This is a genomic window from Streptomyces sp. NPDC051963, assembly GCF_044593495.1.
In the GTDB taxonomy this organism is placed as follows: Bacteria; Actinomycetota; Actinomycetes; order Streptomycetales; family Streptomycetaceae; genus Streptomyces.
This window is the reverse complement of the sequence record NZ_JBIUCC010000010.1, coordinates 41,119-65,316: the sequence shown is the minus strand read 5'-3', so window position 1 is coordinate 65,316 and position 24,198 is coordinate 41,119. Positions and strand designations below refer to the sequence as shown.

Below are 24,198 nucleotides of genomic sequence, written 5' to 3'. Positions count from 1 at the left end.
CCACCTCTCAGACGGCGCAGGGCCCCGAGCAGGTCACCCTACTAGCTCGCAGTGACGGAGCGGCACCCTCCGGAGGCGCGCTGTGCACGGGCGGATGCATAGAGACATACGGCGGCCGCGGTCGCGAGGTTCAGGCTCTCGGCCTTCCCGTGGATCGGAACGCGCACGACGGCGTCCGCGAGTGCGCGGGTCTCCTCCGGGAGCCCCCAGGCCTCGTTCCCGAACACCCAGGCGGTCGGCCCGCCCATGGTGCCGTTGTCCAGTTCGTCGTCCAGATCGTCGGTCCCCGCCCCGTCGGCGGCGAGGATCCGCACACCGGCGTCCTTGAGCCCCGCCACGGCCCGCTCGACGGGGACGCCGACGGCGACGGGCAGATGGAACAGCGAGCCCACGGAGGCGCGCACGGCCTTGGGGTTGTACAGATCGACGGAGGCGTCGGTCAGTACGACGGCCTCGGCACCGGCGGCGTCGGCGCACCGCAGCACGGTGCCCGCGTTGCCGGGGTCGCGGACATGGGCGAGCACGGCGACCAGCTTGGGCCGGGCGGCGAGGATCTCCTCGAACGGCGTGTCCAGGAACCGGCAGACACCGACGAGCCCCTGAGGCGTGACGGTGGTCGAGATGTCGGCGATGACCTGCTCGGAGGCAAGGTGCACCCGCGCGCCGGTGTCCCGGGCCCGCCCGATGATGTCGGCGTACCGCTCCGCGGCCTCGACGGTGGCGAACAACTCGACCAGCGTGTCCGGCCGTTCCCCGGCCTCCCGCACGGCCTGCGGCCCCTCCGCGAGGAACAGCCGCTCCTTCCCCCGGAAGTTCCGCTTGGCCAGCCGCCGCGCGGCCAGCACACGGGGCGAACGCGGGGAGATGAGCTCGGGGGCGACGGGGGACATGCAACTCACCTTCAGCATCTGTTCTTGTGCTCACACAGCAACGGACCCGCAGGCAGAAACCTACGGGTCCGTCCAGTCACGTCGGCCTGGGCCAAGCGCCTGCGTCACGCAGCCTTGGGGGCGTTGACGTCCGCCGGAAGCGCCTTCTGAGCGACCTCGACGAGCGCGGCGAACGCAGTGGCGTCGTTGACGGCGAGCTCGGCGAGGATCTTGCGGTCGACCTCGACGTTCGCGGCCTTCAGACCCTGGATGAAGCGGTTGTACGTGATGCCGTTGGCGCGGGCAGCGGCGTTGATGCGCTGGATCCACAGCTGGCGGAAGTCACCCTTGCGCTTCTTGCGGTCGTTGTAGTTGTAGACCAGCGAGTGGGTGACCTGCTCCTTGGCCTTGCGGTACAGGCGCGAGCGCTGACCGCGGTAGCCGGAGGCCTGCTCGAGGATCGCCCGGCGCTTCTTGTGGGCGTTGACTGCCCGCTTGACGCGTGCCACTTGTTAACTCCTTGTAGCGGGGCCGTGGTTGGACTCACACGGCCCGGAATCGATGGGGTCCCGGTCCAGACGTACGACGCTCAGTGGCGCCCGTACGTCACTTGCCGAGAAGCTTCTTGATCTTCTTGGCGTCGCCCGGGGCCATCTCGGCGTTGCCGGTGAGGCGGCGCGTCAGTCGGGACGACTTGTGCTCGAGCAGGTGGCGCTTGCCGGCGCGCTCACGGAGCACCTTGCCGGAGCCGGTGATCTTGAAGCGCTTGCTGGCACCGCTGTGCGACTTGTTCTTCGGCATAGCGCCGTTATCTCCTCGTCGGTGGCGCTCCGGTGCCCGGTCGTGAAACCGGGCACGGTGGAGCGTCGCTCTTGTTTCGGTTACATCCTGGGGACTGGCGTCCCCCGGGATCACGCGTCGGCAGAAGCCTCGGCCGGAGCCTCGGCGTCCACGTCGTGGTCGGTCTCCGCGGCGTTCTGCGACTTGCCCGGGTTGGCCTTCGCTTCGGCCTTGCGGGCCTCCTGCGCCTGGCGAGCCTCGGCCATCGCCTCGGTCTTCTTCTTGTGCGGACCGAGAACCATGATCATGTTTCGGCCGTCCTGCTTCGGATTCGACTCCACGAAGCCGAGGTCCTGGACGTCCTCCGCGAGACGCTGGAGCAGTCGGTAGCCCAGCTCGGGGCGGGACTGCTCACGGCCACGGAACATGATCGTGATCTTGACCTTGTCGCCCTGCTTGAGGAACCGAACGACGTGACCCTTCTTGGTGTCATAGTCGTGCGGGTCGATCTTCGGCCGGAGCTTCATCTCCTTGATGACCGTGTGCGCCTGGTTCTTGCGCGCCTCACGGGCCTTCATGGCCGACTCGTACTTGAACTTCCCGTAGTCCATGAGCTTGCACACGGGCGGACGGGCGTTCGCCGCGACCTCGACCAGGTCCAGGTCGTACTCCTGCGCAAGCTCCAGGGCCTTGGCCAGCGGGACAATGCCCACCTGCTCGCCACTGGGACCGACAAGTCGCACCTCGGGAACGCGAATCCGGTCGTTGATGCGGGGCTCGGCGCTGATGGATCCTCCTCGGTTAGCACCACACGGCGGTCTGGCGGACAGCCGCGTATGTCTCTTTCGTTAGACCTAACCGCGCCGAGGTAACAAAAATGCCCCGGACGATCACATGCGGGGCTCCAAACACTGCCGGAGCACCGCCGCAGTGACGCGGGGCGCAATTTCGGGCGACTCCATCGTCCGTACGGAACGATGGTGGCCGCCTGACCGGGGTGACCCGCCGTCCCGGGGGACGGTCAGGTGGGAGATCGGAGCCTCCACTTGTGGGCCGAGCACAGCTGTGTCCGACCGGTCGTGACTCAAGGTTAGCAGCAAGCCGGGGGTGGTGCGAACCGGCGTGCATCGGGGCCTATCGTGTGCGGCATGAGTGACACCCCTCCTGAGACGCCCGACTTCGACGCCATGACCCGTGACATCGCCGAGGTCCCCGCGGTCGAGGTGATCGTGACGGTCGCCGTGAACCTGATGAGCGCCGCCGCGGTCAAGCTCGGCCTGACGGAGGAGGGTGACAAGCACAAGGACCTGGACGAGGCCCGCAAGCTGGTGTCCGCCCTCGCCGGTCTGCTCGACGCGAGCACCACCGAGATCAGCTCCTTCCACGCGGCCCCCCTGCGTGACGGTCTGAAGTCCCTCCAGCTGGCCTTCCGCGAGGCCTCCGTCGTCCCGGACGAGCCGGGTCAGGGCCCGGGCGAGAAGTACACCGGCCCGATCTACGGCTAGTTCATCCCCGTACGTACAAGGGCTCGCCGGGTGGCGTCGTCCCGGCCGGCAGCAGTGCCAGGTCGAGGCCGTGCACCAGGCGGGCCCTCAGTGTTTCGTCGGCGGCCAGCCGCTCGGCGAGCGTGCGGGCGGCGGGGCCGGGGGTCGCGTCGGGGTCGAGGACGAGGGCGAGCGTGCCGTCCGCCTGTCCGGGGCCGAGGTAGGCGCGCAGGACGGCGGGCTCGGCGGCCACGGCGGCGCGTACGGCGCCGGTCACGGCGGGGTCGGCGAGCGGATCGGCCGTCGTACGGCCCTCGGCCAGCGCCAGCAGCGCGGGGCCCGCCAGCTCGTACGGCACCGGTCCGGCCAGGTCCAGCACGATCGTGTCCGCCTTCTCGTGGGCCGCCGCCTGGAGCGCCTGGTGCAGGGGTACGGCGACGGGGCGGGCCTCGGGGTCCCAGCGGGTCAGCGAGTCGGTGGAGGTGAAGGCGGGCAGGGCGGTGCGGGCGCCGGCCTTCAGGGTCGGTACGGCCATGTCGCTGGTCTTCTCGCGGCGCAGCCCGTTCTCGTCCTCCTCGACCTCGCCGAGCACGGCCACGACGGGGACGAGGAGCCGGGCGCCCTTCAGGGCCTCGAGCACCGGGCCCACGGCGGTGCGGTCCTCGGCCCAGGCGGCGAGCGCGGCGCTCAGCCGGGGATCGGCGGAGCCGTCGTCGTCGGGGAAGCCGGAGTCGGGAATGTTCTTGTTCGCCACGGTCACCGACCCTATCGGGGGGATGCTGCTGTGGTTGTGCGGCCCCGGAAACCTGGGCTTCACGCTTTCAGTACTTTCTCAGGCATCCCTGACACAGATCTAACCTCCGTCTAACAGACAGCACAGCCGCGGGCCCGACCATCCCGGAATGGAGTCTCCCAGAGCCGCCCGACGCAGTGATCGGCTTCGCCGCCGCATCCCGGTGTACACCGCGCTCGCCGCCGTCGCCGTCGTGGGCGCCACGGCAGCGGGGACCGTGTACGTGAAGGCGCAGGCGCACTCCCCCGTGGGGGCCGTATCGTCGGTCTCCGCATCGCCGTCGGCTTCGGCGAGCGGGGAGGCATCGGGGGAGGCATCGGTGGAAACGGTGGCGCAGCCGGTGGTGGACCACGACGAGCTGCTGGCCGAGGCGATGGGGTCGGTGACCGTCGAGGACGGTGCCGAGGTGTCGGTGGCGGTGCTGGACCTGGAGTCCGGTGAGAGCGCCACCTACGGGGACGGCGCGTTCGATACGGCGAGCATCGTGAAGGTCGACATCCTGGCGGCGCTGCTGCTCCGGGCGCAGGACGCGGGGCGTGGGCTCACCGTGACGGAGAAGTCGTACGCCACCGCGATGATCGAGAACAGCGACAACGCCTCCGCGTCGGCCCTGTGGCGGACGATCGGACAGGCGGACGGCCTCGACGCCGCGAACGAGCGCCTCGGGCTCACCGGTACCGAGGGCGGCGACGGCATGCTGTGGGGGCTGACGCAGACCACGGCGGCTGATCAACTCGTCCTGCTCCAGCAGGTGTTCGGGGAGGACTCGGAGCTGAGCGAGACCTCGCGGTCCTATCTTCAGGGGCTGATGGGGCAGATAGCCGTCGGGCAGCAGTGGGGGGTGTCGGCCGCGGCCGACGGCTCGGCGTGGGCGCTGAAGAACGGCTGGTTGCCGCGCAGCGCCACCGGGCTGTGGGACATCAACAGCATCGGGCGGGTCACCGTCGGCGGTCACGACTGTCTGGTGGCGGTGCTGTCCGACGGCAACTCGACGCAGGCGAAGGGGATTTCACTGGTCGAGGCGGCGGCGCGGGCGGCCGTCTCGGTGTTCACGGGCACGGATTCGACGGCGTCGGCGTCGGCGTCGGCCTCCTAGGCTCGCCGGGCGGGCGGCTACGCGTCTTCGTGGCGGCGGCCGCGCCAGACGACGACCGCGACGACCAGCAGCACGCCGCCGACGCTGCCCGCCAGCGGGGCGGCCCAGCTCGATGTGGCGTCGTCGTCCGAGTCGGCGTCGGGGCCGGAGCCGAAGTACTTGTCGCCGTAGGCCGCCGCGCGCAGGGCCTCCGGTTCGAGGCGGTCGGCGGCCTTGATGGCGGCGGCCGGGTCGATGAGGCCGTAGCCGCGGGAGTCGTCGCGGCCGCCCGCCGGGGCGTTGCGGGCGGTGTCCTCCAGGAGCTTCTTGATCTGGGCCGGGGTCAGGCCCGGGTGGGCCGCCTTGACGAGGGCGACGGCTCCGGAGACGAAGGCCGCTGCGGCACTCGTACCCCAGCCTTCGTAGTACTTGTGGTCGGGGTCGGCGATGACGACGTCGACGCCGGGGGCGCTGACCGTGGCGTACCAGCGGCGGGTGGAGAAGGAGGCGCGGGTGCCGAAGCGGTCGACGGCGGTCGCGGCGATCACGCCCGGGTAGGCGGCCGGGTAGGAGATGTGGTCGCCCTTCTCGCCGCCGTTGCCGGCCGAGGCGACGACGACGGAGCCCTTCTTCAGGGCGTACTGGACGGCCTCGTCCTCGGCGGGTTCGGGGTGGGCGGACTTGGAGTCGTCGCCGAGGGAGAGGTTGATGACGTCGGCGCCCTGGTCTGCGGCCCAGCGGATGCCTTCGGCGAGGGCGTTGCCGCGGGTGTTGCGGGCCTTGCCGCGGGCGGAGTCGCCCTCTTCGAGGATCACGCGGACGGGGAGGATCTTGGCTTCGGGGGCGATGCCCATGACGCCGTCGGCATTGCCCACGCCATGGCCGTGACCGGCGATGATGCCGGCCATCGCGGTGCCGTGGCGGGCCCAGGCGCGGTCGCCCTGTCCGGCGCCGAAACCGACCATGTCCTTGGCGTCGAGGACGTTGCCGGCGAGGTCGGGGTGGTCGGACTCGACGCCGGTGTCCAGGACGGCGACGGTGATGCCCCGGCCCTTGGTGGTCTGCCAGGCCTCGTCGGTGTGCATGGCCTCGAGGGCCCACTGCTTGGCGCGTATGCCGTCGGCGTGCGCGACGGTGGGCGGGACGAGGGCGACGGAGGCGGCCAGCAGGACGCTGAGCAGGCCGATCCGGCGGGTGGCGGTCATGACGGCTGCTCCGTGGCCGAGTCGACGGTCTTGCGCAGCGCGCGTTCGATGCGGTCGGCGAGGCCCTTCGCCTCGTGGCCCAGGCCCGCCTGCGCGAGGGCCGTGGTGGCGCCGGACTTCATGGCCTCGGCGGCGGGCTGCGGTTCGTCGACGGTACGGCCGTCGGCCCAGCCGGAGACTGCGAAGACGACGACCGGGGCGTCGGTGAGGACGGAGACGGTCCACGAGGCACGCTGCTCGTCGCCGAAGCCGGCGGCCACGGTGTCCTTCGCGGCGTACCCGCGGGGCATCAGGTCGGTACGGCTGACCAGGCCCTCGTTCTTGAAGCGGGTGCGCAGGGAGGTCATGGCGGCGGAGTCCGCCTTGGCGAAGAGCAGGCCGACGGTGGTGACGTAGCTCTGCGTGGAGTCCGTGTAGGTGGCGCGCAGCAGGCGCTGGCAGCCGACGGGGGCGAGGGCCTTGCGCAGCAGCGGGTCGAAGGCGTCGTTGCAGCCGCTGTCCGGGGCGACCGCGATACGGGTCCAGCTGCGGTCGGCGCCGCCGGGTCCGGCCCCCTGGCCTTCGACGGCGGGCGGGAACAGCTGGTCGACCGGCACGCTGTGCCACAGGCTCCCGGCCGTGGCGAAGGTGCCGCTCGCGCCGCCCGCTCCCGCTTCGGGGATGAGCCAACTCCCGGTCACCGCACCGCCGATGAGCCCGAGCCCGAGCACGAGACAGGCTGCCGCCATGACGGTACGGTTGCGCACCCGACTCCCCAGCGGACGCGGCCGCGTCCGCTCGTCGTATCCCTCGGGCTCCCCCAACGACACAAAGGGCCGCCCCGCCCCGCCCGGCGCCACAGGTGCACCCCAGGAGTACGCAGGATCAGGCCCCGTCCGAACCTCGGACCGCACAGACCCACCGCCCTCAACAGAAGATGCCGGCTCCGCCGGAATCGGGCGCAGCCGGGTGGTCATCTCGGAGACGGTCTCGACGGGGGCGGGTGCGGGGGGTACGGCGGGGCGCCGGGGGGGCTCGGCGGGAGCCGGGGGTACGGCGGGGCGCCGCGGGGTCTCGGCAGGTGCCGGTGGGACGACCGGACGCTGGGAGGTCTCGGTGGGAGCCGGTTGTGCTGCCGGACGGCGTGGGGTCTCGGTAGGTGCCGGGCGTGGGACGGCACGGCGTGGGGTCTCGGCCGGGAGTGGTTGTGCGGTGGGACGGGGCGGGGCCTCGGGAGGCAGCGGTTGTGCGAGGGGGCGGCGCGGGGGCTCGGCGGGGCGCCTCAACTCCTCGGCGGGTGTGGGCGGTACGCCCGTACGGGCCGAGGGCGTTGCGGGGGCGTCCGGGCGGGGCGGCGGTGTCGACGGCTGCCGGTCCGGGCGTGGCGGTACGACGGTGTCGGCGGTGGTCGGCGGCGGGGTGTCCGGGAAGCGTGCCGAGGCGATCGGCGGGGGCGGAGCGGTGTCGGCGGTGTCCAGGGAGGACGGGCCGCGTCGGCCGGGGAAGCCGGGCCGGGTGTCGGAGGAGGCGGATGCACCGCGCTCATCCTGTGCGCCCGGTGCGGTCCGCCGAGTGCCCCTGCCCTGGGACGGCACGTCCGGCGTCGGGGCTCCGCCGGATGACGTATCCGGACCCGCACCGGAATCCGACGTACCGTTCACCCGCTGCTCAGTGGACGCCTGTCCAACGGTCCCCGTCTCGTCGTACTCCTCCGGAACCGTGGGCGGCGTCGTCGGGCGTGGGGGGACGGGCGCGCGCCTGGCTTCCGTGCTCATGCACCCCCCGTTTCGTCGTGCCCGGGCCTTGCGCCGGCCGGAGTCGTTCCTGCGTGCGTGCGCGTAACTCTACGGGTTGCCCCCGGTCGAACGGGAACCAGTCCACGACGCCGGGGCATCTGCCCGGAACGTCCCCCTACCCTGCGGTAATCCAGTCTGGCAGGCTTCGTTCATGACTGCGCGCGCCGCCGACCGGGCCCGTTACGACCGGGCCACCGCCCATCTCGACGCTCCTCTCGCGATCGTGGACCTGGACGCCTTCGACACAAACGCGGACGACTTGGCCCGGCGGGCAGCCGGGAAGCCGATCCGGGTGGCCAGCAAGTCCGTGCGCTGCCGGGCCCTGCTCGAACGGGTCCTCGCCCGGGACGGCTTCGCGGGCATCATGTCCTTCACCCTCGCCGAGTCCCTGTGGCTGGCGCGGTCGGGGTTCGACGACATCCTGCTCGCCTATCCGTCGGCCGACCGTTCCGGATTCGCCGAACTGGCCGGTGATCCCAAGCTTGCCGCGGCGGTCACCGTGATGGTCGACGACCCGGCACAGCTCGAACTCATCGACGCGTCCCGGGGCGGTGGAAGTGAAGTCGTGCGCGTCTGCCTGGAGTTGGACACGTCCCTGAAGCTGCTCGGCGGACGCGTACGGATCGGGGCGCGGCGCTCCCCCCTGCACTCCCCCGCCCAAGTCGCCGACATGGCCCGTACGGTGGCCCGTCGGCCCGGCTTCAAGCTCGTGGGGATCATGGCCTACGAGGGGCACATCGCCGGTGTCGGCGACGCGATCGCGGGGCGGCCGCTGCGCTCCCGTGCCGTCCGGCTGATGCAGACCACCGCCCGCCGGGAGCTCGCCGAGCGCCGGGCCGAGGTGGTGCGGGCGGTCCGGGCCGTCGTACCCGATCTGGAGTACGTCAACGGCGGCGGCACCGGCAGTGTGCAGCACACCGCCGCCGAGGACGCCGTCACGGAGATCGCGGCCGGGTCGGGACTGTATGTGCCGCGGCTGTTCGACAACTACACGTCCTTCAGGGGGCGTCCGGCCGCGCTGTTCGCCCAGCCCGTCGTGCGCCGGCCGGGCGTGGGCGTGGTGACCGTCCTCGGTGGCGGCTACCCGGCGTCCGGTGCCGCCGGGGCCGACCGCTCGCCCGTGCCGTATCTGCCGCAGGGGCTGCGCTACGACCCGCAGGAAGGGGCCGGTGAGGTGCAGACGCCGCTGCTGGGACCGCCCGCCGACGATCTGCTGATCGGCGACAAGGTGTGGTTCCGGCACGCCAAGGCCGGCGAGCTGTGCGAGCGGTTCGACGTACTGCACCTGATCGAGGGCGACACGGTCACGGGGACGGTCCCGACGTACCGGGGCGAAGGTCAGACGTTCCTGTAGGACCGTGGGCTACAGGGGCGTGACGTACGCCCCCGCGATTCCGCCGTCGACGAGGAAGTCGGTGGCGTTCACGAACGAGGAGTCGTCGCTGGCCAGGAAGGCGACGGCGGCGGCGATCTCCTCGGCCTCCGCGAAACGGCCGACGGGGATGTGGACGAGCCGGCGTGCCGCCCGCTCCGGGTCCTTGGCGAACAGCTCCTGGAGGAGTGGGGTGTTGACCGGCCCGGGGCAGAGGGCGTTCACGCGGATGCCCTCCCGTGCGAACTGCACGCCCAACTCGCGGGACATGGCCAGGACGCCGCCCTTGGAGGCCGTGTACGAGATCTGGGACGTCGCCGCGCCCATCCTCGCCACGAAGGACGCCGTGTTGATGATCGACCCCTTGCCCTGGCGCCGCATGTAGGGAATGGCGGCCTTGCAGCACAGGTAGACGGAGGTGAGGTTGACCTCCTGGACGCGCTTCCAGGCCTCCAGGCCGGTCTCCAGGATGGAGTCGTCGTCGGGCGGCGAGATGCCCGCGTTGTTGAAGGCGATGTCGACGCTGCCGTAGGTGTCGTACGCCGTCCTGAACAGCGTCTCGACCTGCTCCGGGTCGGTGACGTCGACCTTCACGAAGATCCCGCCGACTTCTTCGGCGGCCGCCTTGCCGCGCTGCTCGTCGACGTCGCCGCAGACGACGTGCGCGCCCTCGGAGGCGAGCCGGCGGGCGGTGGCGAGGCCGATGCCGCTGCCGGCGCCGGTGATGACGGCGGTGCGGCCGACCAGTCGGCGGCACACGATTTCTTCGGTCACTGTGCGGGGCCCTCCGTGCTGATGAAGACGTTCTTGGTTTCGGTGAAGGCGGTGAGTGCGTCCGGGCCCAGCTCGCGGCCGACGCCGGACTGCTTGAAGCCGCCGAAGGGGGTCCAATAGCGGACGGCGGAGTGGGAGTTGACGGACAGGTTGCCGATGCGGACGGCCCCCGAGACGCGCAGGGCGCGGCCCAGGTCGCGGGTCCAGAGGGAGCCCGCGAGGCCGTACGGGGTGTCGTTGGCGAGCCGGATCGCGTCCGCCTCGTCGGTGAAGGGCAGCAGGACGGCGACCGGGCCGAAGATCTCCTCGCGGGCCGCCTCGGAGTCGTGCCGCTCGCCGGTGAGGACGGTCGGCGGGAACCAGAAGCCGGGTCCGTCGGGTGCATCGCCGCGCAGGGCCGGGGCGTCCTCGGGGACGAGCGACCGTACGCGGTCCAGCTGTTGGCGGCTGATCAGCGGGCCCATCTGGGTCTTCTCGTCGGCGGGATCGCCCACCACCACGGCGGCCAGCGCGTCGCCGAGCAGTTCGCGGACCTCGTCGAACACCGGCTCCTGGACCAGGATCCGGGTGCGGGCACAGCAGTCCTGGCCGGAGTTGTCCAGGAACGAGAAGGGGTCGACGGCGGTCGGCAGGTCGGCGTCGGCGAAGACGATGTTGGGGCTCTTGCCGCCGAGTTCGAGGGTGACCGGCTTGACCAGGCGGGCGCAGCGCTCCATGACCTCGCGGCCGGTGCGGGTGGACCCGGTGAACACGATCTTCGCCACGTCGGGGTGGTCGACCAGGGCCCGGCCCGCGATGTGGCCGTAGCCGGGGACGACCTGGAACAGGTGCTCCGGCAGGCCTGCCTCCAGCGCGAGTTCGGCGAGCCGCAGCGCTGTCAGCGGGGTGGTCTCGGCCGGCTTGAGCACGACCGCGTTGCCCGCGGCGAGGGCGGGGAAGGAGCCCCAGGCGGCGATGGGCATCGGGAAGTTCCAGGGCGCGATGACACCGACCACGCCGAGGGGTTCCTGGAAGGTGACGTCCCAGCCGCCCGGTACGGGGATCTGCCTGCCGAGGAGGCGTTCGACGCCGCCGGCCGCGTACAGCAGCAGGTCGCGGGCGTTGCCGGCCTCCCAGCGGGCGTTGCCGAGGACGTGGCCCGCCTCGCGGACCTCCAGCCGGGCCAACTCCTCGACGTGGGTGTCGACGACGTCGGCGAAGCGGCGCAGCAGCCGGGCCCGGTCGGCGGGGGCGACGGCCGCCCAGGACCGCTGGGCGACGATCGCACGGCCGACGGCGCGGTCCACCTCGGCCGCGTCGGCGGCGGGGACGGTGGCCACGACCTCTTCGGTGGCCGGGTTGAGTACTTGGAGCCGGTCGGACACGAAGGGCCTCACATGCGTTCGAAGGAGCGGCGCAGCTCCCAGTCGGTGACTGCGGCGTCGAAGGTGTCCAGTTCGACGCGTGCCATGTTGCGGTAGTGCGCGACGACCTCGTCGCCGAAGGCGGCCTTGGCGATGGCGCTGTTCTCCCACAGCTCGGCGGCCTCGCGCAGGGTGGTGGGCACATGCTCGTACTCGGCGGTGTAGGCGTTGCCGGGGCAGGGATCGGGCAGCTCCAGCTTGTGCTCGACGCCGTACAGCCCGGCCGCCACCAGCCCGGCCACCGCGAGGTGCGGGTTGACGTCGCCGCCGGGCAGCCGGTTCTCGAAGCGCAGGGAGCGGCCGTGGCCGACGATCCGGAGTGCGCAGGTGCGGTTGTCGTGGCCCCAGGCGACGGCGGTCGGGGCGAAGGAGCCCGGCTGGAACCGCTTGTACGAGTTGATGTTGGGGGCGTACAGCAGCGAGAAGTCCCGCAGCGCGGCCAGCTGTCCGGCGAGGAAGTGCCGCATCACCTCGGACATGCCGCCGGGCCCGTCCCCGGGCATGACGTTGTTGCCCGCGGTGTCCGTGAGCGAGAGGTGGATGTGGCAGGAGTTGCCCTCGCGCTCGTTGTACTTGGCCATGAAGGTCAGGGAGACACCCTCCTGGGCGGCGATCTCCTTGGCGCCGGTCTTGTAGATCGCGTGCTGGTCGCAGGTGACGAGTGCCTCGTCGTAGCGGAACACGATCTCGTGCTGGCCGGGGTTGCACTCGCCCTTGGCGGACTCGACGGTCAGGCCGGCGGCCGCCATCTCGTTCCGGATGCGGCGCAGCAGCGGCTCGATGCGGCCGGTGCCGAGGACGGAGTAGTCGATGTTGTACTGGTTCGCCGGCGTCAGCCCCTGGTAGCCCGCGTCCCAGGCCTGCTCGTAGGTGTCCTTGAAGACGATGAACTCCAGCTCCGTGCCCACCTGGGCGGTGAGGCCGAGTTCGGCGAGCCGGTCCAGCTGGCGGCGCAGGATCTGCCGCGGGGCGGCGACGACCGGGGAGCCGTCGGCCCAGGCGAGGTCGGCGACGAGCATGGCCGTGCCCTCGTTCCAGGGGACCCGGCGCAGGGTGCTCAGGTCGGGGTGCATGGCGAAGTCGCCGTAGCCACGGTCCCAGGACGACATGGCGTAGCCGTCGACGGTGTTCATCTCGGTGTCGACGGCCAGGAGGTAGTTGCAGCCCTCGGTGCCGTGGTGGAGGACCTCGTCGAGGAAGAAGCGGGCGGCGAACCGCTTGCCCTGGAGCCGCCCTTGCATATCGGGGAAGGCCAGGACGACAGTGTCGATCTCACCGCCCGCGACGAGGGCGTGCAGCTCCTCGATGCCGAGCGGTGGTGTGCGGTCTGGCACGGGAAGGGCCTCCTTCGGGCTGCTGCGCACTGGTTTCGCCCAGGCCGAGGGCCATAAGGTCGAGAGCCATAAGGTATTGCCGAGAACCATTGCTTGGGAAGGGGGTACGTCCCTATGCCGGTCGATCCGGTCGAACCTGACAGCGCGGCGGCGGACCGGCTGGCCCCGGTGCTACGGCCGGTGCGGGCGGGCAACGGCTTCGAGGAGGCGCTGGAGCAGATCCTCCAGGTCGTCCGTCTCGGCCTGGTGCCCGGCGGTGAGCGGCTGCCCGCCGAGCGGGAGCTGGCGGAACGGCTCGGCATCAGCCGGGTCACGCTGCGCGAGGTGCTCAAGGTGCTCCAGGACCAGGGGCTCGTCGAGTCGCGGCGCGGACGCTACGGCGGGACCTTCGTGCTGCCCCGCAGGGACGGTGGCGGCGAGGACGAGCTGCGGCGGCGGGTCGCCGAGGTCGACATCGAGGACGTGCTGCGCTTCCGGGAGGTGCTGGAGGTGGGCGCGGCCGGCCTGTGCGCCGCGCACGGCCTGACCGACGAGCAGGCGGCCCGGCTCCGCGAGGCCCTCGCACAGACCCAGGACGCGCCGCTGTCGGACTACCGCCGGCTGGACACACTGCTCCATCTCACCCTCGCCGACCTGTGCGGGTCGCCGTCGCTGACCGCGCAGTACGCGGCGGTCCGGGCGACCGTGAACGACCTGCTGGACTGCATCCCGCTGCTCGTGCGCAACCTGGAGCACTCCCAGCGGCAGCACATCGGAGTCGTCGAGGCGGTGCTGGACGGGGACGCGGACGGGGCGCGGGAGATGATGCGGGAGCACTGCGGGGGCACTGCGGCGCTGCTGCGGGGGTTCCTGACCTGAGGGCGGGCTTGCCGTTCACGGGTGGTTACGGCAATGGTGTGAGCGCGATCCATTGGCGGGAGCGGGAGGACGTATGACCGGCAGGCCGTTGATCGGCATCAGTACGTATCTGGAGGCCGGGACGCGCTGGGGCGTGTGGGAGCTGGAGGCCGCGCTGCTGCCCGCCGGGTATCCGCGGCTCGTGCAGGCGGCGGGCGGGCTGGCCGCGATGCTCCCGCCGGACGACCCGGAGCGGGCCGCCGCGGCGGTCGCCCGGATCGACGCTCTGGTGATCGCGGGCGGTCCGGATGTCGAGCCGGTCCGGTACGGCGCCGAGCGCGACGCCCGGACCGGGCCGCCGGCGCGGGCGCGGGACGCCTGGGAGCTGGCGCTGATCGACGCCGCCCTGGCCGCCCGTGTCCCGCTGCTGGGCGTCTGCCGGGGCATGCAGCTGCTGAACGTCGCCCTCGGTGGCACGCTCGTGCAGCACCTCGACGGACACGCAGAGGTGGTCGGGGTGTTCGGGCGGCATTCGGTCAAGCCCGTGCCGGGGACGCTGTACGCCGGTGTCGCCCCGGAGGAGACGGTCGTACCGACGTATCACCATCAGGCGGTGGACCGGCTCGGGGTGGGGCTCGTGGTGTCGGCGTACGCGGTGGACGGGACCGTGGAGGCGGTGGAACTGCCTTCCCGGGGCTGGGTGTTGGGGGTTCAGTGGCATCCGGAGATGGGGGAGGATCTGCGCGTGGTGGAGGCGTTGGTGCGCGCGGCGGGGTGCTCCTCAGACGCCGGAAGGGCCGGATTGCCGCGTCAGTGACAGCAGGTCCCTCGCCGGGCCCGTCGGGCGGTGTCCCGTCGGCCAGACCGCGCGCAGGTCGCGGGCCAGGGAGACCTCGGCCACCGGGACGCTCACGAGCCTGCGCATCGAGAGTTCCTCGCCGACCGCCAGCTCGCTGAGCACCGCCGGGCCAGCGCCGCTCACCGCCGCGGCCTTCACCGCCGTGGTGGAGGAGAGTTCGATGAGGGGGCGGGCCAGGCCGCCCAGGGCCGCGTCCAGGACCTGGCGGGTTCCTGAGCCCTCCTCGCGGAGGATCAGCGGGGTGGCGGCGAGTTCGTCCGCTGCGAGGGGGCGTCGGCGGCGGGCCCAGGGGTGGTCGGGGGCGGTGACGACTATCAGGTGGTCGTGGGCGATGACGACCGAGTCGAGGCCCGTCGGGACGGTCAGGCCCTCCACGAAGCCGAGGTCCGCCTCGTCCGAGAGCAGCCGTTCCGCGACCGCCGCCGAGTTGCCCGCGTGGAGCGACACCGCCGTGTCCGGGCGCCCGGCGCGCAGCGCCAGCAGCCAGCCCGGCAGCAGGTATTCGGCGATCGTCATGCTGGCCGCCACCCTGAGGCGGGAGTCCCTCCGGTCCCGCAGGGCCTGCGCGCCCACGTCGAAGGCCTCCGCCGCCTCCACGATCCTGCGCGCCCAGTCCGTCACCAGCGCGCCCGCGTCCGTGAGGCGGGAGCCGCGGGGTGAGCGGTCGACCAGGGCGACGCCCAGCTGGCGTTCCATCGAGCGGATGCGGCTGCTCGCGGCGGGCTGGGTGATGCCCAGTTCACGGGCCGCCCCGCCCAGGCTGCCGAGCCGTGCCACCGCCAGCAGCAGCTCCAGGGCTCCCAGGTCCGGCACCCGGTGGGCGAGGGCGGCCGGTGGACGGTGGTGGTCTGCCGTGGCGCTGCTCATAAATACAGCTTATGCCCTGATAGAAACGTACCCCCTGGTCGGCGGCGTTCCCCGGCGGCACCGTTGCAGCATGGTCACCGCAGCCCAGCCCCTCCCCCGTGCCACCGCACGGCCTCCACGTGCCACGGCCGTCCGTCACCTCGGACCGAACTGGTACGCCTGCGTCATGGGCACCGCCATCGTCGCCACCGCCGGCGCCGCCCTGCCCGCTCCCCTCTCCGGCATCCCCGGCCTGCGCACCCTCTGCGCGACGGTGTGGGCCCTCTCCTTCGTCCTGCTCGTCGCCCTGCTCCACGCCCGGGCGCTGCACTGGACCTACCACCGTGACCAGGCCCGCGCCCATCTCCTCGACCCGGCCGTCGTCCCCTTCTACGGCTGCCTCGCCATGGCTCTGCTGGCCGTCGGCGGCGGAGCCCTGACCGTCGGGCGGGACTGGATCGGGACGGACGCGGCCGTCGCCCTCGACGCCGTGCTGTTCACCGCCGGTACGGTCGTCGGGCTCGCGGCCGCCGTCGCCGTCCCGTATCTGATGGCCGTACGGCATCGGGTGGAGCCGCACCAGGCCACGCCCGTGTGGCTACTGCCCGTCGTCGCGCCCATGGTGTCGGCCGCGCTCGGGCCGCTCCTCGTGCCGCATCTGCCGCCGGGGCAGGCTCAGGAGACGCTGCTGCTCGGCTGCTTCGCGATGTTCGGGCTCAGTCTCCTCGCGACGCTGCTCATGCTGCCGATGATCTTCGGCCGACTGATCACCGGAGGGCCGCTGCCGCTCGCCCTCACGCCCACGCTCTTCCTCGTCCTGGGACCGCTCGGACAGTCCACCACCGCCGTCGGCAACGTCGCGGACGTGGCCCCCGGTGTGGTGCCCGCCCCCTACAGCGAGGGGTTCGGGATGCTCGCCGTCCTGTACGGCGTGCCGGTCATGGGCTTCGCGCTGCTCTGGTTCGTATTCGCGTCCGCCCATGTGGTGCGCGCCCGGCGGGACGGGATGAGATTCTCCATGACCTGGTGGGCGTTCACCTTTCCCATCGGAACCTGCGTCACCGGCAGCGAGGCGCTGGCCCGGCACACCGGCCTCGTCGCCTTCGAGTGGCTCGCGATCGGCTTGTACGCCGTCCTCGTCGTCGCCTGGGGCACGGCCGCGCTGCATACAGTGCGCGGCCTCGTCAGCGGTGAGCTGCTCGCAGGGCCTCGGCCAGCACTCGTGGCGCCTCGGTCAGCGACGGTCCGTACCAGGTGAGATGGCGGCCGCCGACCAGCGCGCAGGGCAGATCCGGGAAGGCCTCCGGACCGTCGTCGGCCGTGAAGCGGTACGGCTCGTCCGGGAGCACCACCAAGTCGGGCGCCGCCGAACACAGTTCGGCCACCGGGATGCGGGGGTAGCGCTCGGAGTGGGCGGCGTAGAGGTTCTCCACGCCCAGGCGGGACAGTACGTCGCCGGCGAAGGTGTCCCGGCCCAGGACCATCCAGGGGCGGCGCCAGATGGGGACGACCGCCGTCGTGCGGGTCTGCGGGGCCGGGAGCGTCGACCAGAGCGTCTCCGCCTCGTCCAGCCAGCGGGGGCGGCTCTTCGCTCCGCAGGCGGTCAGCATCCGGTCCAGTTCGCGGAAGGCCTGCGGCACACTGCGCACCTCGGTGACCAGGACCGCGATCCCCTTGGAGCGCAGGGCTTGCAGGTCCGGTGCCTGGTTCTCCTCCTCGTTGGCGAGGACCAGGTCGGGGCGCAGGGCGGTGATCCGGCCGATCGCCGGGTTCTTCGTGCCGCCGACGCGGGTCACGTCCAGGTCCGCCGGATGCGTGCACCAGTCGGTGGCGCCGACGAGGGCGCCCGGCAGCGTCTCGGCCACCGCCTCGGTGAGCGAGGGCACCAGGGAGACGACCCTCACCGGCGCGGCCGGTCCCGGACCGCCTCGATGTGCTCGGCCACCGCGACGACGACCACCCGTGTGTCCGGCTCGGTCGCGCGCCAGCGGTGGCGCACGCCGCCGGTGAGATACAGGGTGTCGCCGCGGCCCAGGCGGTAGGCGCGGCCCTCCGCCTCGATCTCCACCACTCCGTCGGCCACGTACATCAACTGGTCGTTGCGGTACTGGAATTCACGGCGTGCGTCATGGTCGCCGGTGAACTCAGAGGCGTGCATCTGGTGGTGACCCCGCACCAGGGAACGCACATGGGGTTCCGGCCCCGGATCGCCGTCGGCGCGCACCACGTCGACGCTGCATGCCGGGTCGGCGGCGGCGAGGAGTTCGACGGCGGTGGTGCGCAGGGCGTCGGCCATCTTCTCCAGGGAGCTTCTGCTGGGGCGCGCACGGTCGTTCTCGACCTGGCTCAGGAACGGGACCGACAGGCCGCTGCGCTCGGCCACGACGGCGAGGGTGAGTTCCAGCGCACGGCGCCGCCGCCGTACGGCCGCACCCACGCGAAGCGGTTGTTCTTTGTGGTCGCCCATCGCTCCGACTCCCTCCTTCGCTCTGGCTCGTCGGTCCGCGGCCCGTGCACCGCCGTCCGGGCGCACTCCTTCTGGTGAGTTCTCTGCACCCTACGCATGTTCGCCAAACCGTTTTATGCGCCTGTCACATCCCCGACACACAGCGTGCCGGACGACCCCACAGTTCTCGCCAGTAGATCAGCTCTCCGGATTCCGCGGGCGCGGATTCCTCCTTAGGGACGAAGAGGCTGGCCAGAAGGGCGGGGTGACCGTCCGGATCGGGGACGGCGCCCTGACCCTCGATCAGCACGAAAGAGGTCCTGTTCAGTTCAATGCGTACGCAGTCCCAGGTGTTCCCGGGCTCGGGTGATGACGTAGCGCTGTGTGGTTGTCCGGATTCTTTTGGTCGGCCCGGACCGTGCCGGGGAATGCCGCGAGGGGTGGGCCTCGCCGTACGCACGGAAGACGTACGGCGATGCCCACCCCTCGGGCGACGCGCATCCGGGGCCGGTCAGGTGGCCGGGGTGCGCGCCGGGTCGGCGGCTACGCGGCCGGGGTCATCCGGTTCACCATGTCCGGGTGCTCCTTGAGCCAGGCGGCGACGGCCTCCTCCTCGTGGCCCTGGCCGCGGTTCTTGATCTCCTGCTCCAGCGAGCCGAGCTCGTCCTCGCTCATCTTGAAGTTCTTGATCCACTTCGTGAGCTGCGGGTACTGCCCGGGGAACGCCTTGTTGGAGATGGTGCGGATCGTGTTGCCCTCGCCGAAGTACTTGTCCGGGTCGGCGAGCTTGGTCAGCTTGTACTCGCTGTACGCCCAGTGCGGCGACCAGAGGACGACGGCGATCGGCTCCTGCTTGGCGTAGGCCCGCTTGAGCTCGGCCAGCATCGCCGGTGTGGAGCCGTCGACGACGTCGTACTCCTTGTCGAGGCCGTACCCGGGCAGCACCTTGGTCTTGAGGAGGTTCATCTCCCCGGTGCCGGGCTCGATGCCGATGATCTTCCCGTCGAAGGTGTCGGCCTTGCCCTTGAGGTCCTCCAGGGAGTCGATGCCCTTCACGTACGAGGGCACGGCGACCTCCAGTGACGTGGGCTCGTACCAGGTGCCCAGGTCGTGGAGTTTGTCCTTGCTCTTGTCCCAGTACTGGGACTGTGCGTACGGCAGCCACGCGTCGAAGTTGAGATCGAGGTCGCCCGAGGCCAGGCCGGTGTAGACCGGGCCGACGTCCATCTGCTTGAGGTTCAGCTTGTAGCCGCGCCGCTCCAGGACGTTCTTCCAGAGGTAGGTGACGGCGACGTCCTCGTCCCAGGGGAACCAGGCCACGTCCACGGGACGCTTGGCCTCGGCCGGGGTCGTGGTGCTCTTCACCGGGGCCAGCTTGTCGACGACACCGGGGTTGGCCTTCAGCCAGGTGCGCACGGCTTCCTGCTGCTTGCCCTGGCCGGCCTTGTTGATCTCCGACTCCAGGCCGGTGAGCTGGTCCTCGGTCAGCTTGAAGTTCTTCAGCCACTCGCCGACGACCGGGTTGTCCTTGGCGAAGCCCTTGCGCGCGAGGGTGTGCACGCCGTCGCCCGAGCCCCAGGCGCCCTTCGGGTCCTCGAGCTTCTTCAGCTTGTAGTCGCTGTACGCCCAGTGCGGTGACCAGAGCGTGACGACGATCGGCTCCTGCTTGTCGTAGGCCCGCTTGAGCTGGGCCAGCATCGCAGGCGTGGAGCTGTCGACGACCTTGTACTCCTTGTCGAGGCCGTACTCCTTGAGGACCTTGCTCTTGAGCAGGCTCATCATGCCGGCGCTGGACTCGATGCCGGTGATCTTGCCGCCGAACTTCGACGCCTGGCCCTTGAGGTCCTCCAGGGAGTCGATGCCCTTCATGTAGGAGGGCACGCTCAGCTCCAGGGAGGTGGGGCCGTACCAGGAGCCGAGGTCTTCGAGCTGCTTGCCGTACTTCTTCCAGTACTGCTCGTGTGTGACCGGCAGCCAGGAGTCCGTCTCGAAGTCGACGTCGCCCTGGGCGAGCGAGGTGTAGAGCGGTCCGGCCTCGAACTGCTTGGTCTCCACCTCGTAGCCGCGCTGCTCCAGGATCTCCTTCCAGAGATAGGTGGAGGCGACGCCCTCGTCCCACGGGATGTAGCCGATGCTGAGCTTCTTGCCCTGACCGATGTTCGTGTCGGCGGCGACCGGTTCGCTCTTGTCCCCGCCGAAGACGCCCATGCCGCCCGCGACGAGCGCGAGGACGACGACGCCGACCATGGCGACGGCCGGGCGGGGACGGTACGACCAGATCTTCAGGCCCTGCGCGGCACGCAGCCGGGCGGCGGCGCGGCGGCCGAGCGGCGACACCTGGGTGCCGAGCGCGCTGGTCATGCGGTCGAGGTAGATCGCGAGGATCACGATGGCGATACCGGCCTCGGCGCCCAGGCCGACGTTGAGCTGGCCGATGGCCTCGTTCACGTCGCCGCCGAGACCGTCGGCGCCGACCATGCCGGCGATGGCGGCCATGGACAGGCCGAGCATGATGACCTGGTTCACGCCGGCCATGACCGTGGGCAGCGCGAGCGGGAACTGGACGCGCAGCAGGGTGTCGCGCGGGGTGGTGCCGAACGCCTCGGCGGCCTCGACCAGTTCCTTGTCGACCTGGCGGATGCCCAGCTCGGTCATGCGCACGCCGGGGGCGAGAGCGAAGATCAGGGTCGCGACGATGCCCGCGGCGGCACCGCTGCCGAAGAAGAGGATCGCCGGGATGAGATAGACCATCGCCGGCAGCGTCTGCATGAGGTCCAGGGCGGGCCGTACGACCGCGCTGACCCGGTTCGAGCGCGCCGCCCAGATGCCCACCGGGACCGAGAGGACGAGGGCGATGACGGTGGCGACGAAGACGAGCGACAGCGTCATCATCGCGTTCTCCCACAACTCCAGGGAGATGATGAAGGCGAATCCCGCGAAGGTGAGGACACCCGCGACCGTGCCGCGCAGCCAGAACGCGATCACTGCGAAGATGCCTGCGAGGAGCAGCGGTTCGGGCGCCTGAAGGACGGCGTCGACACCCTCGTAGGCGCCGCGGAACACCTCCTCCAGGAAGTCGAAGAGCCATCCCAGGTGGGTGGTGAGCCAGTCGACCGCGTCGTTGACCCAGGAGCCGAACTCGATCCTAGGCACGGGCCGTCACCTTCTCTCCGCCCTTGTCCCGCGGGGAGTCGCACGGTGCCGGGCTCCCCGTCTCGTCACCGAGGAAGCCGACGAGCCGCTGTCGTGGCACGACCCCGACCAGCTTCCGCTTGCCGTCGAGCACGGCGACGGGGTGGGAGAGGCGGGCGCTGAGCGCGCACAGCTCGTGGAACGGGGTGCTGGGCGTCGCGGTCGCGCAGTCGCAGTCGGCCTCGTCGCCGCGCAGGTCCGTGTCCATGACGGAGGACGCGGTGAGCACGCGGGAGCGGTCGACGTCCTTGGTGAACGAGGCCACGTAGTCGTCGGCGGGGCGCACGAGGATGTCCTCGGCGGTGCCGATCTGGACGATGCTGCCGTCGCGCATGACGGCGATGCGGTCGCCCAGTCGCATGGCCTCGTTGAGGTCGTGGGTGATGAACACGATGGTCTTCTTCAGGCGCTGTTGGAGCGTCAGGAGCTGGTCCTGCATGTCACGGCGGATCAGCGGGTCGAGCGCGCTGAACGACTCGTCCATCAGCAGCAGATCGGCGTCGGTGGCCAGGGCGCGGGCCAGGCCCACGCGCTGCTGCATACCGCCGGACAGCTCGTCGGGCCAGGACTTCTCCCAGCCGGCCAGCCCGCACATCTCCAGCGCCTCGGTGGCGCGCTTCTCCCGCTCGGCGCGGGGGACGCCCTGGACGGCGAGTCCGTAGGCGGCGTTCTCCAGGACGCTGCGGTGCGGGAAGAGCGCGAAGTGCTGGAACACCATGCTGATCTTGTTGGCGCGGACCTCACGCAGTTCCCGGGCGCCGAGAGCGGTCAGGTCCTGTCCGTCGAACCGGACCTGTCCCGCAGTCGGCTCCAGGAGCCCGTTGAGCATGCGCAGCAACGTGGACTTGCCGGACCCGGACAGGCCCATCACGACGAATATCTGGCCGGGTTCCACGGTGAAGGACGCGTCGATCACGGCGGCGGTGGTGCCGTCGGCGCGCAGCTCGTCCCGGTCGGCCCCCGTCCGTAGCCGCTCGACTGCGTCGTCCGGTCGTCTGCCGAACACCTTGTACAGATGCTCTGCCTCAAGCCTTGATGACACGCGTACCTCTTTGCTCGACAGCCAGGAATGGGGCGCGGCTCGCGCGCAAACGTTTAACTGCGCAACCGGCATCGCTCCGAGGCGGCGCCTGCCCTGGCTTTGACAGGTCAAACGCACGAGTGTTCCAGTTCACAAGTCCTTTACCTGCGTGCGGTGCTCGCAATGAGCGCGGCATCCGGGTGATGCATACGGGTGACTGTCGGTGCCGTACGGCATGATTGCGAGGCGTGATGGGACGACTGATGCTCCTCGACACCGCCTCGCTCTACTTCCGCGCCTATTTCGGCGTCCCGGACTCCGTGAAGGCCCCGGACGGCACGCCGGTGAACGCCGTGCGCGGACTGCTGGAGTTCATCGACCGCCTGGTCAAGGACCACCGCCCGGACGCCCTGGTGGCCTGCATGGACGCCGACTGGCGGCCGCAGTGGCGGGTCGACCTGATCCCCTCGTACAAGGCGCACCGGGTGGCCGAGGAACGCGAGGCCGGCCCGGACGAGGAGGAGGTGCCCGACACGCTGTCGCCGCAGGTGCCGGTCATCGAGGACGTCCTGGACGCGCTCGGCATCGCCCGCGTGGGCGTCGAGGGGTACGAGGCGGACGACGTGATCGGCACGTTCACCGCCCGCGCCACCGGCCCGGTCGACATCGTCACCGGCGACCGTGACCTGTACCAGCTGGTGGACGACGCGCGCGGGGTGCGCGTTCTGTACCCGCTCAAGGGCGTGGGCACGCTCCAGCTCACCGACGAGGCGTGGCTGCGCGAGAAGTACGGCGTCGACGGAAAGGGGTACGCGGATCTGGCGACGCTGCGCGGGGACCCGAGCGACGGCCTGCCCGGTGTGCCCGGCATCGGTGAGAAGACGGCCGCCAAGCTGCTCGCCGAGTTCGGGGACCTGGCCGGGATCATGGCCGCGGTCGACGACCCGAAGGCCAAGCTCACCCCGTCGCAGCGCAAACGGCTCGACGAGTCGCGGCCGTATGTCGCGGTCGCGCCGACGGTGGTGAAGGTCGCGGGCGACGTCCCGCTGCCGGATGTCGACACGGCGGTGCCGCGTACACCGCGGGACTCGGCGGCGCTGGACGCGCTGGCGGTGCGCTGGGGGCTGGGCGGTTCACTGCAGCGGCTGCTCACGACGCTCGGGACGTGACGATTCCGGGGGCGTGCGCTCATCAAAACATCATGAGCTGGGTGTTAACTGGGGGAAGATGCTAACTTAGGTAAGCCTAAGCAATGGAGCACGGAGGTCGTCATGGCAGAGCGTCCGGACCGCAAGCCGCGTAAGCCCCATGCCGCGCAGGTCGTCCGTACCGAACGGCTCACCCCGCACATGCAGCGCGTGGTGCTCGGCGGCGACGGACTGGCCGAGTTCGCGGCGGACACCTGCACCGACCACTACGTCAAGATCCTGTTCCCGGCCGAGGGCGTGACCTACCCCGAGCCCTTCGACATGCAGCGCATCCGCGAGGAGTTCCCGCGCGAGCAGTGGCCGGTCACCCGGACCTACACCGTGCGCCACTGGGACGCCGAACACCGCGAGATGTCCCTGGACTTCGTGATCCACGGCGACGAGGGCCTCGCGGGCCCCTGGGCCGTGCGCGTACAGCCCGGCGAGACCGTCCTGTTCATGGGTCCGGGCGGCGCCTACGCCCCCGACACGGACGCCGACTGGCATCTGCTCGTGGGCGACGAGAGCGCACTGCCCGCCATCGCCCGCTCCCTGGAGGCGCTGCCCGCCGGCGCCCGAGCCCATGCCTTCGTGGAGGTTTCCGGCCCCGAGGAGGAGCAGAAGATCGACTCGGACGTGGAGGTCGTCTGGCTGCACCGCGGCGCCCGGCCCGTCGGCGAGGCACTCGTGGAGGCGGTCCGCGCACTGGAGTTCCCGGAGGGCCGACTGCACGCCTTCGTCCACGGCGAGGCGGCCTGCGTGAAGGAGCTGCGCGCACTGCTGCGGGTCGAGCGGCAGATCGCGCGCGAGGACCTCTCGATCTCCGGCTACTGGCGGCTCGGCCACAACGAGGACGGCTGGCAGGCGTCGAAGCGGGATTGGAACGCGCGCATCGAGGCGGAGCAGGAAGGCGCGTCGCCCGCGGCGTGACAACGTACGGAGGCGG

22 protein-coding genes and 1 pseudogene are annotated in these 24,198 nt (G+C 71.1%); 8 read left to right on the top strand and 15 right to left on the bottom strand.

The window, feature by feature from the left end; genetic code table 11:
• Positions 1–41: 41 nt before the first annotated feature.
• The 4 genes and pseudogenes from ACIHFB_RS37200 to infC all read right to left on the bottom strand — a co-directional run bounded on the left by ACIHFB_RS37200 (position 42) and on the right by infC (position 2,462).
• Positions 42–890, bottom strand: a complete 849-nt coding sequence (locus tag ACIHFB_RS37200; RefSeq protein WP_365282413.1) for an RNA methyltransferase — start codon at positions 888–890, stop codon at positions 42–44.
• A gap of 104 nt (positions 891–994) precedes the next feature.
• Positions 995–1,378, bottom strand: a complete 384-nt coding sequence (gene rplT / locus ACIHFB_RS37195; RefSeq protein ID WP_004933571.1) for a 50S ribosomal protein L20 — start codon at positions 1,376–1,378, stop codon at positions 995–997.
• A 97-nt stretch (positions 1,379–1,475) separates the two neighbouring features.
• A complete protein-coding gene (gene rpmI / locus ACIHFB_RS37190) occupies positions 1,476–1,670 on the bottom strand; it encodes a 50S ribosomal protein L35 (RefSeq protein ID WP_003947156.1) in 195 nt (64 codons plus the stop codon).
• Positions 1,671–1,780: 110 nt separating this feature from the next.
• A pseudogene (gene infC / locus ACIHFB_RS37185) lies at positions 1,781–2,462 on the bottom strand (translation initiation factor IF-3).
• 335 nt (positions 2,463–2,797) lie between these two features.
• Here infC and ACIHFB_RS37180 point away from each other — a divergent pair.
• Entirely contained in the window at positions 2,798–3,154 is a 357-nt protein-coding gene (locus ACIHFB_RS37180; RefSeq protein ID WP_365282412.1) for a DUF1844 domain-containing protein, read from the top strand.
• Position 3,155: 1 nt separating this feature from the next.
• Here ACIHFB_RS37180 and ACIHFB_RS37175 read toward each other — a convergent pair whose 3' ends face one another.
• Positions 3,156–3,887, bottom strand: coding sequence for an SseB family protein (locus ACIHFB_RS37175; RefSeq protein WP_365282411.1), 732 nt, complete (start codon positions 3,885–3,887; stop codon positions 3,156–3,158).
• A 148-nt stretch (positions 3,888–4,035) separates the two neighbouring features.
• Between ACIHFB_RS37175 and ACIHFB_RS37170 the strand changes: the two genes are divergently transcribed.
• Positions 4,036–5,022, top strand: a complete 987-nt coding sequence (locus ACIHFB_RS37170) for a serine hydrolase (RefSeq protein ID WP_400129227.1) — start codon at positions 4,036–4,038, stop codon at positions 5,020–5,022.
• A gap of 17 nt (positions 5,023–5,039) precedes the next feature.
• Here ACIHFB_RS37170 and mycP read toward each other — a convergent pair whose 3' ends face one another.
• Complete coding sequence (gene mycP / locus ACIHFB_RS37165; RefSeq protein ID WP_400129225.1) at positions 5,040–6,206, bottom strand: type VII secretion-associated serine protease mycosin; 1,167 nt, start codon at positions 6,204–6,206, stop codon at positions 5,040–5,042.
• Positions 6,203–6,952, bottom strand: coding sequence for a hypothetical protein (locus tag ACIHFB_RS37160; RefSeq protein ID WP_365282408.1), 750 nt, complete (start codon positions 6,950–6,952; stop codon positions 6,203–6,205). The genes mycP and ACIHFB_RS37160 overlap by 4 nt, the downstream gene beginning before the upstream one ends.
• A 1,180-nt stretch (positions 6,953–8,132) precedes the next feature.
• Between ACIHFB_RS37160 and ACIHFB_RS37155 the strand changes: the two genes are divergently transcribed.
• Positions 8,133–9,335, top strand: a complete 1,203-nt coding sequence (locus ACIHFB_RS37155) for an amino acid deaminase/aldolase (RefSeq protein WP_365282407.1) — start codon at positions 8,133–8,135, stop codon at positions 9,333–9,335.
• A gap of 9 nt (positions 9,336–9,344) precedes the next feature.
• On the opposite strand, the gene ACIHFB_RS37150 is transcribed toward ACIHFB_RS37155, so the two are convergent.
• Genes ACIHFB_RS37150 through ACIHFB_RS37140 form a run of 3 tightly spaced genes read right to left on the bottom strand, consistent with a single transcriptional unit; the run spans position 9,345 to position 12,864 of the window.
• Positions 9,345–10,127: a 3-oxoacyl-ACP reductase gene (locus ACIHFB_RS37150; RefSeq protein ID WP_365282406.1), complete on the bottom strand. Its 783-nt coding sequence runs from the start codon at positions 10,125–10,127 to the stop codon at positions 9,345–9,347.
• The gene (locus tag ACIHFB_RS37145) at positions 10,124–11,491 is read right to left on the bottom strand and encodes an aldehyde dehydrogenase family protein (RefSeq protein ID WP_400129224.1); all 1,368 of its coding nucleotides are present in this window, start codon (positions 11,489–11,491) and stop codon (positions 10,124–10,126) included. The genes ACIHFB_RS37150 and ACIHFB_RS37145 overlap by 4 nt, the downstream gene beginning before the upstream one ends.
• Before the next feature lie 8 nt (positions 11,492–11,499).
• Complete coding sequence (locus ACIHFB_RS37140) at positions 11,500–12,864, bottom strand: glutamine synthetase family protein (protein ID WP_365282404.1); 1,365 nt, start codon at positions 12,862–12,864, stop codon at positions 11,500–11,502.
• Between the two features lie 114 nt (positions 12,865–12,978).
• On the opposite strand from ACIHFB_RS37140, the gene ACIHFB_RS37135 reads away from it, so the two are divergent.
• Together ACIHFB_RS37135 and ACIHFB_RS37130 are read left to right on the top strand one after the other, a co-directional pair.
• Entirely contained in the window at positions 12,979–13,722 is a 744-nt protein-coding gene (locus ACIHFB_RS37135) for an FCD domain-containing protein (RefSeq protein WP_365282403.1), read from the top strand.
• A gap of 73 nt (positions 13,723–13,795) precedes the next feature.
• Complete coding sequence (locus ACIHFB_RS37130; RefSeq protein WP_400129223.1) at positions 13,796–14,518, top strand: gamma-glutamyl-gamma-aminobutyrate hydrolase family protein; 723 nt, start codon at positions 13,796–13,798, stop codon at positions 14,516–14,518.
• On the opposite strand, the gene ACIHFB_RS37125 is transcribed toward ACIHFB_RS37130, so the two are convergent.
• Positions 14,483–15,427, bottom strand: a complete 945-nt coding sequence (locus ACIHFB_RS37125; RefSeq protein ID WP_365282401.1) for a LysR family transcriptional regulator — start codon at positions 15,425–15,427, stop codon at positions 14,483–14,485. The genes ACIHFB_RS37130 and ACIHFB_RS37125 overlap by 36 nt on opposite strands.
• Before the next feature lie 70 nt (positions 15,428–15,497).
• Here ACIHFB_RS37125 and ACIHFB_RS37120 point away from each other — a divergent pair, with 70 nt between their 5' ends.
• Positions 15,498–16,664 (top strand): TDT family transporter, encoded by a 1,167-nt coding sequence (locus ACIHFB_RS37120; RefSeq protein WP_400129222.1) that lies wholly within the window; start codon positions 15,498–15,500, stop codon positions 16,662–16,664.
• Here ACIHFB_RS37120 and ACIHFB_RS37115 read toward each other — a convergent pair.
• From ACIHFB_RS37115 to ACIHFB_RS37100, 4 genes are all read right to left on the bottom strand, one after another.
• Positions 16,591–17,310 carry a helical backbone metal receptor gene (locus ACIHFB_RS37115; RefSeq protein WP_365282399.1) on the bottom strand — a complete coding sequence of 240 codons (720 nt, stop codon included), beginning with the start codon at positions 17,308–17,310 and terminating at the stop codon, positions 16,591–16,593. The two genes, ACIHFB_RS37120 and ACIHFB_RS37115, sit on opposite strands and share 74 nt — an antisense overlap.
• Positions 17,307–17,873: an XRE family transcriptional regulator gene (locus tag ACIHFB_RS37110; RefSeq protein WP_365282398.1), complete on the bottom strand. Its 567-nt coding sequence runs from the start codon at positions 17,871–17,873 to the stop codon at positions 17,307–17,309. The genes ACIHFB_RS37115 and ACIHFB_RS37110 overlap by 4 nt, the downstream gene beginning before the upstream one ends.
• 522 nt (positions 17,874–18,395) lie before the next feature.
• Complete coding sequence (locus ACIHFB_RS37105) at positions 18,396–21,005, bottom strand: ABC transporter permease/substrate binding protein (protein ID WP_365282397.1); 2,610 nt, start codon at positions 21,003–21,005, stop codon at positions 18,396–18,398.
• Positions 20,998–22,086: a glycine betaine/L-proline ABC transporter ATP-binding protein gene (locus ACIHFB_RS37100; protein WP_365282396.1), complete on the bottom strand. Its 1,089-nt coding sequence runs from the start codon at positions 22,084–22,086 to the stop codon at positions 20,998–21,000. Before ACIHFB_RS37100 ends, ACIHFB_RS37105 begins: the two co-directional genes overlap by 8 nt.
• A 230-nt stretch (positions 22,087–22,316) precedes the next feature.
• Between ACIHFB_RS37100 and ACIHFB_RS37095 the strand changes: the two genes are divergently transcribed.
• Together ACIHFB_RS37095 and ACIHFB_RS37090 are read left to right on the top strand one after the other, a co-directional pair.
• Positions 22,317–23,234 (top strand): 5'-3' exonuclease H3TH domain-containing protein, encoded by a 918-nt coding sequence (locus tag ACIHFB_RS37095; RefSeq protein WP_400129342.1) that lies wholly within the window; start codon positions 22,317–22,319, stop codon positions 23,232–23,234.
• A 102-nt stretch (positions 23,235–23,336) separates the two neighbouring features.
• Entirely contained in the window at positions 23,337–24,182 is an 846-nt protein-coding gene (locus ACIHFB_RS37090; protein ID WP_400129221.1) for a siderophore-interacting protein, read from the top strand.
• Positions 24,183–24,198: the final 16 nt, after the last annotated feature.

Excerpts from the sequence above, each read along its gene's own strand:
- ACIHFB_RS37200 (WP_365282413.1), bottom strand. The coding sequence starts at position 890 with ATGTCCCCCGTCGCCCCCGAGCTCATCTCCCCGCGTTCGCCCCGTGTG.
- rpmI (WP_003947156.1), bottom strand. The coding sequence starts at position 1,670 with ATGCCGAAGAACAAGTCGCACAGCGGTGCCAGCAAGCGCTTCAAGATC.
- ACIHFB_RS37180 (WP_365282412.1), top strand. The coding sequence starts at position 2,798 with ATGAGTGACACCCCTCCTGAGACGCCCGACTTCGACGCCATGACCCGT.
- ACIHFB_RS37170 (WP_400129227.1), top strand. The coding sequence starts at position 4,036 with ATGGAGTCTCCCAGAGCCGCCCGACGCAGTGATCGGCTTCGCCGCCGC.
- mycP (WP_400129225.1), bottom strand. The coding sequence starts at position 6,206 with ATGACCGCCACCCGCCGGATCGGCCTGCTCAGCGTCCTGCTGGCCGCC.
- ACIHFB_RS37155 (WP_365282407.1), top strand. The coding sequence starts at position 8,133 with ATGACTGCGCGCGCCGCCGACCGGGCCCGTTACGACCGGGCCACCGCC.
- ACIHFB_RS37135 (WP_365282403.1), top strand. The coding sequence starts at position 12,979 with ATGCCGGTCGATCCGGTCGAACCTGACAGCGCGGCGGCGGACCGGCTG.
- ACIHFB_RS37130 (WP_400129223.1), top strand. The coding sequence starts at position 13,796 with ATGACCGGCAGGCCGTTGATCGGCATCAGTACGTATCTGGAGGCCGGG.
- ACIHFB_RS37125 (WP_365282401.1), bottom strand. The coding sequence starts at position 15,427 with ATGAGCAGCGCCACGGCAGACCACCACCGTCCACCGGCCGCCCTCGCC.
- ACIHFB_RS37120 (WP_400129222.1), top strand. The coding sequence starts at position 15,498 with ATGGTCACCGCAGCCCAGCCCCTCCCCCGTGCCACCGCACGGCCTCCA.
- ACIHFB_RS37110 (WP_365282398.1), bottom strand. The coding sequence starts at position 17,873 with ATGGGCGACCACAAAGAACAACCGCTTCGCGTGGGTGCGGCCGTACGG.
- ACIHFB_RS37095 (WP_400129342.1), top strand. The coding sequence starts at position 22,317 with ATGGGACGACTGATGCTCCTCGACACCGCCTCGCTCTACTTCCGCGCC.
- ACIHFB_RS37090 (WP_400129221.1), top strand. The coding sequence starts at position 23,337 with ATGGCAGAGCGTCCGGACCGCAAGCCGCGTAAGCCCCATGCCGCGCAG.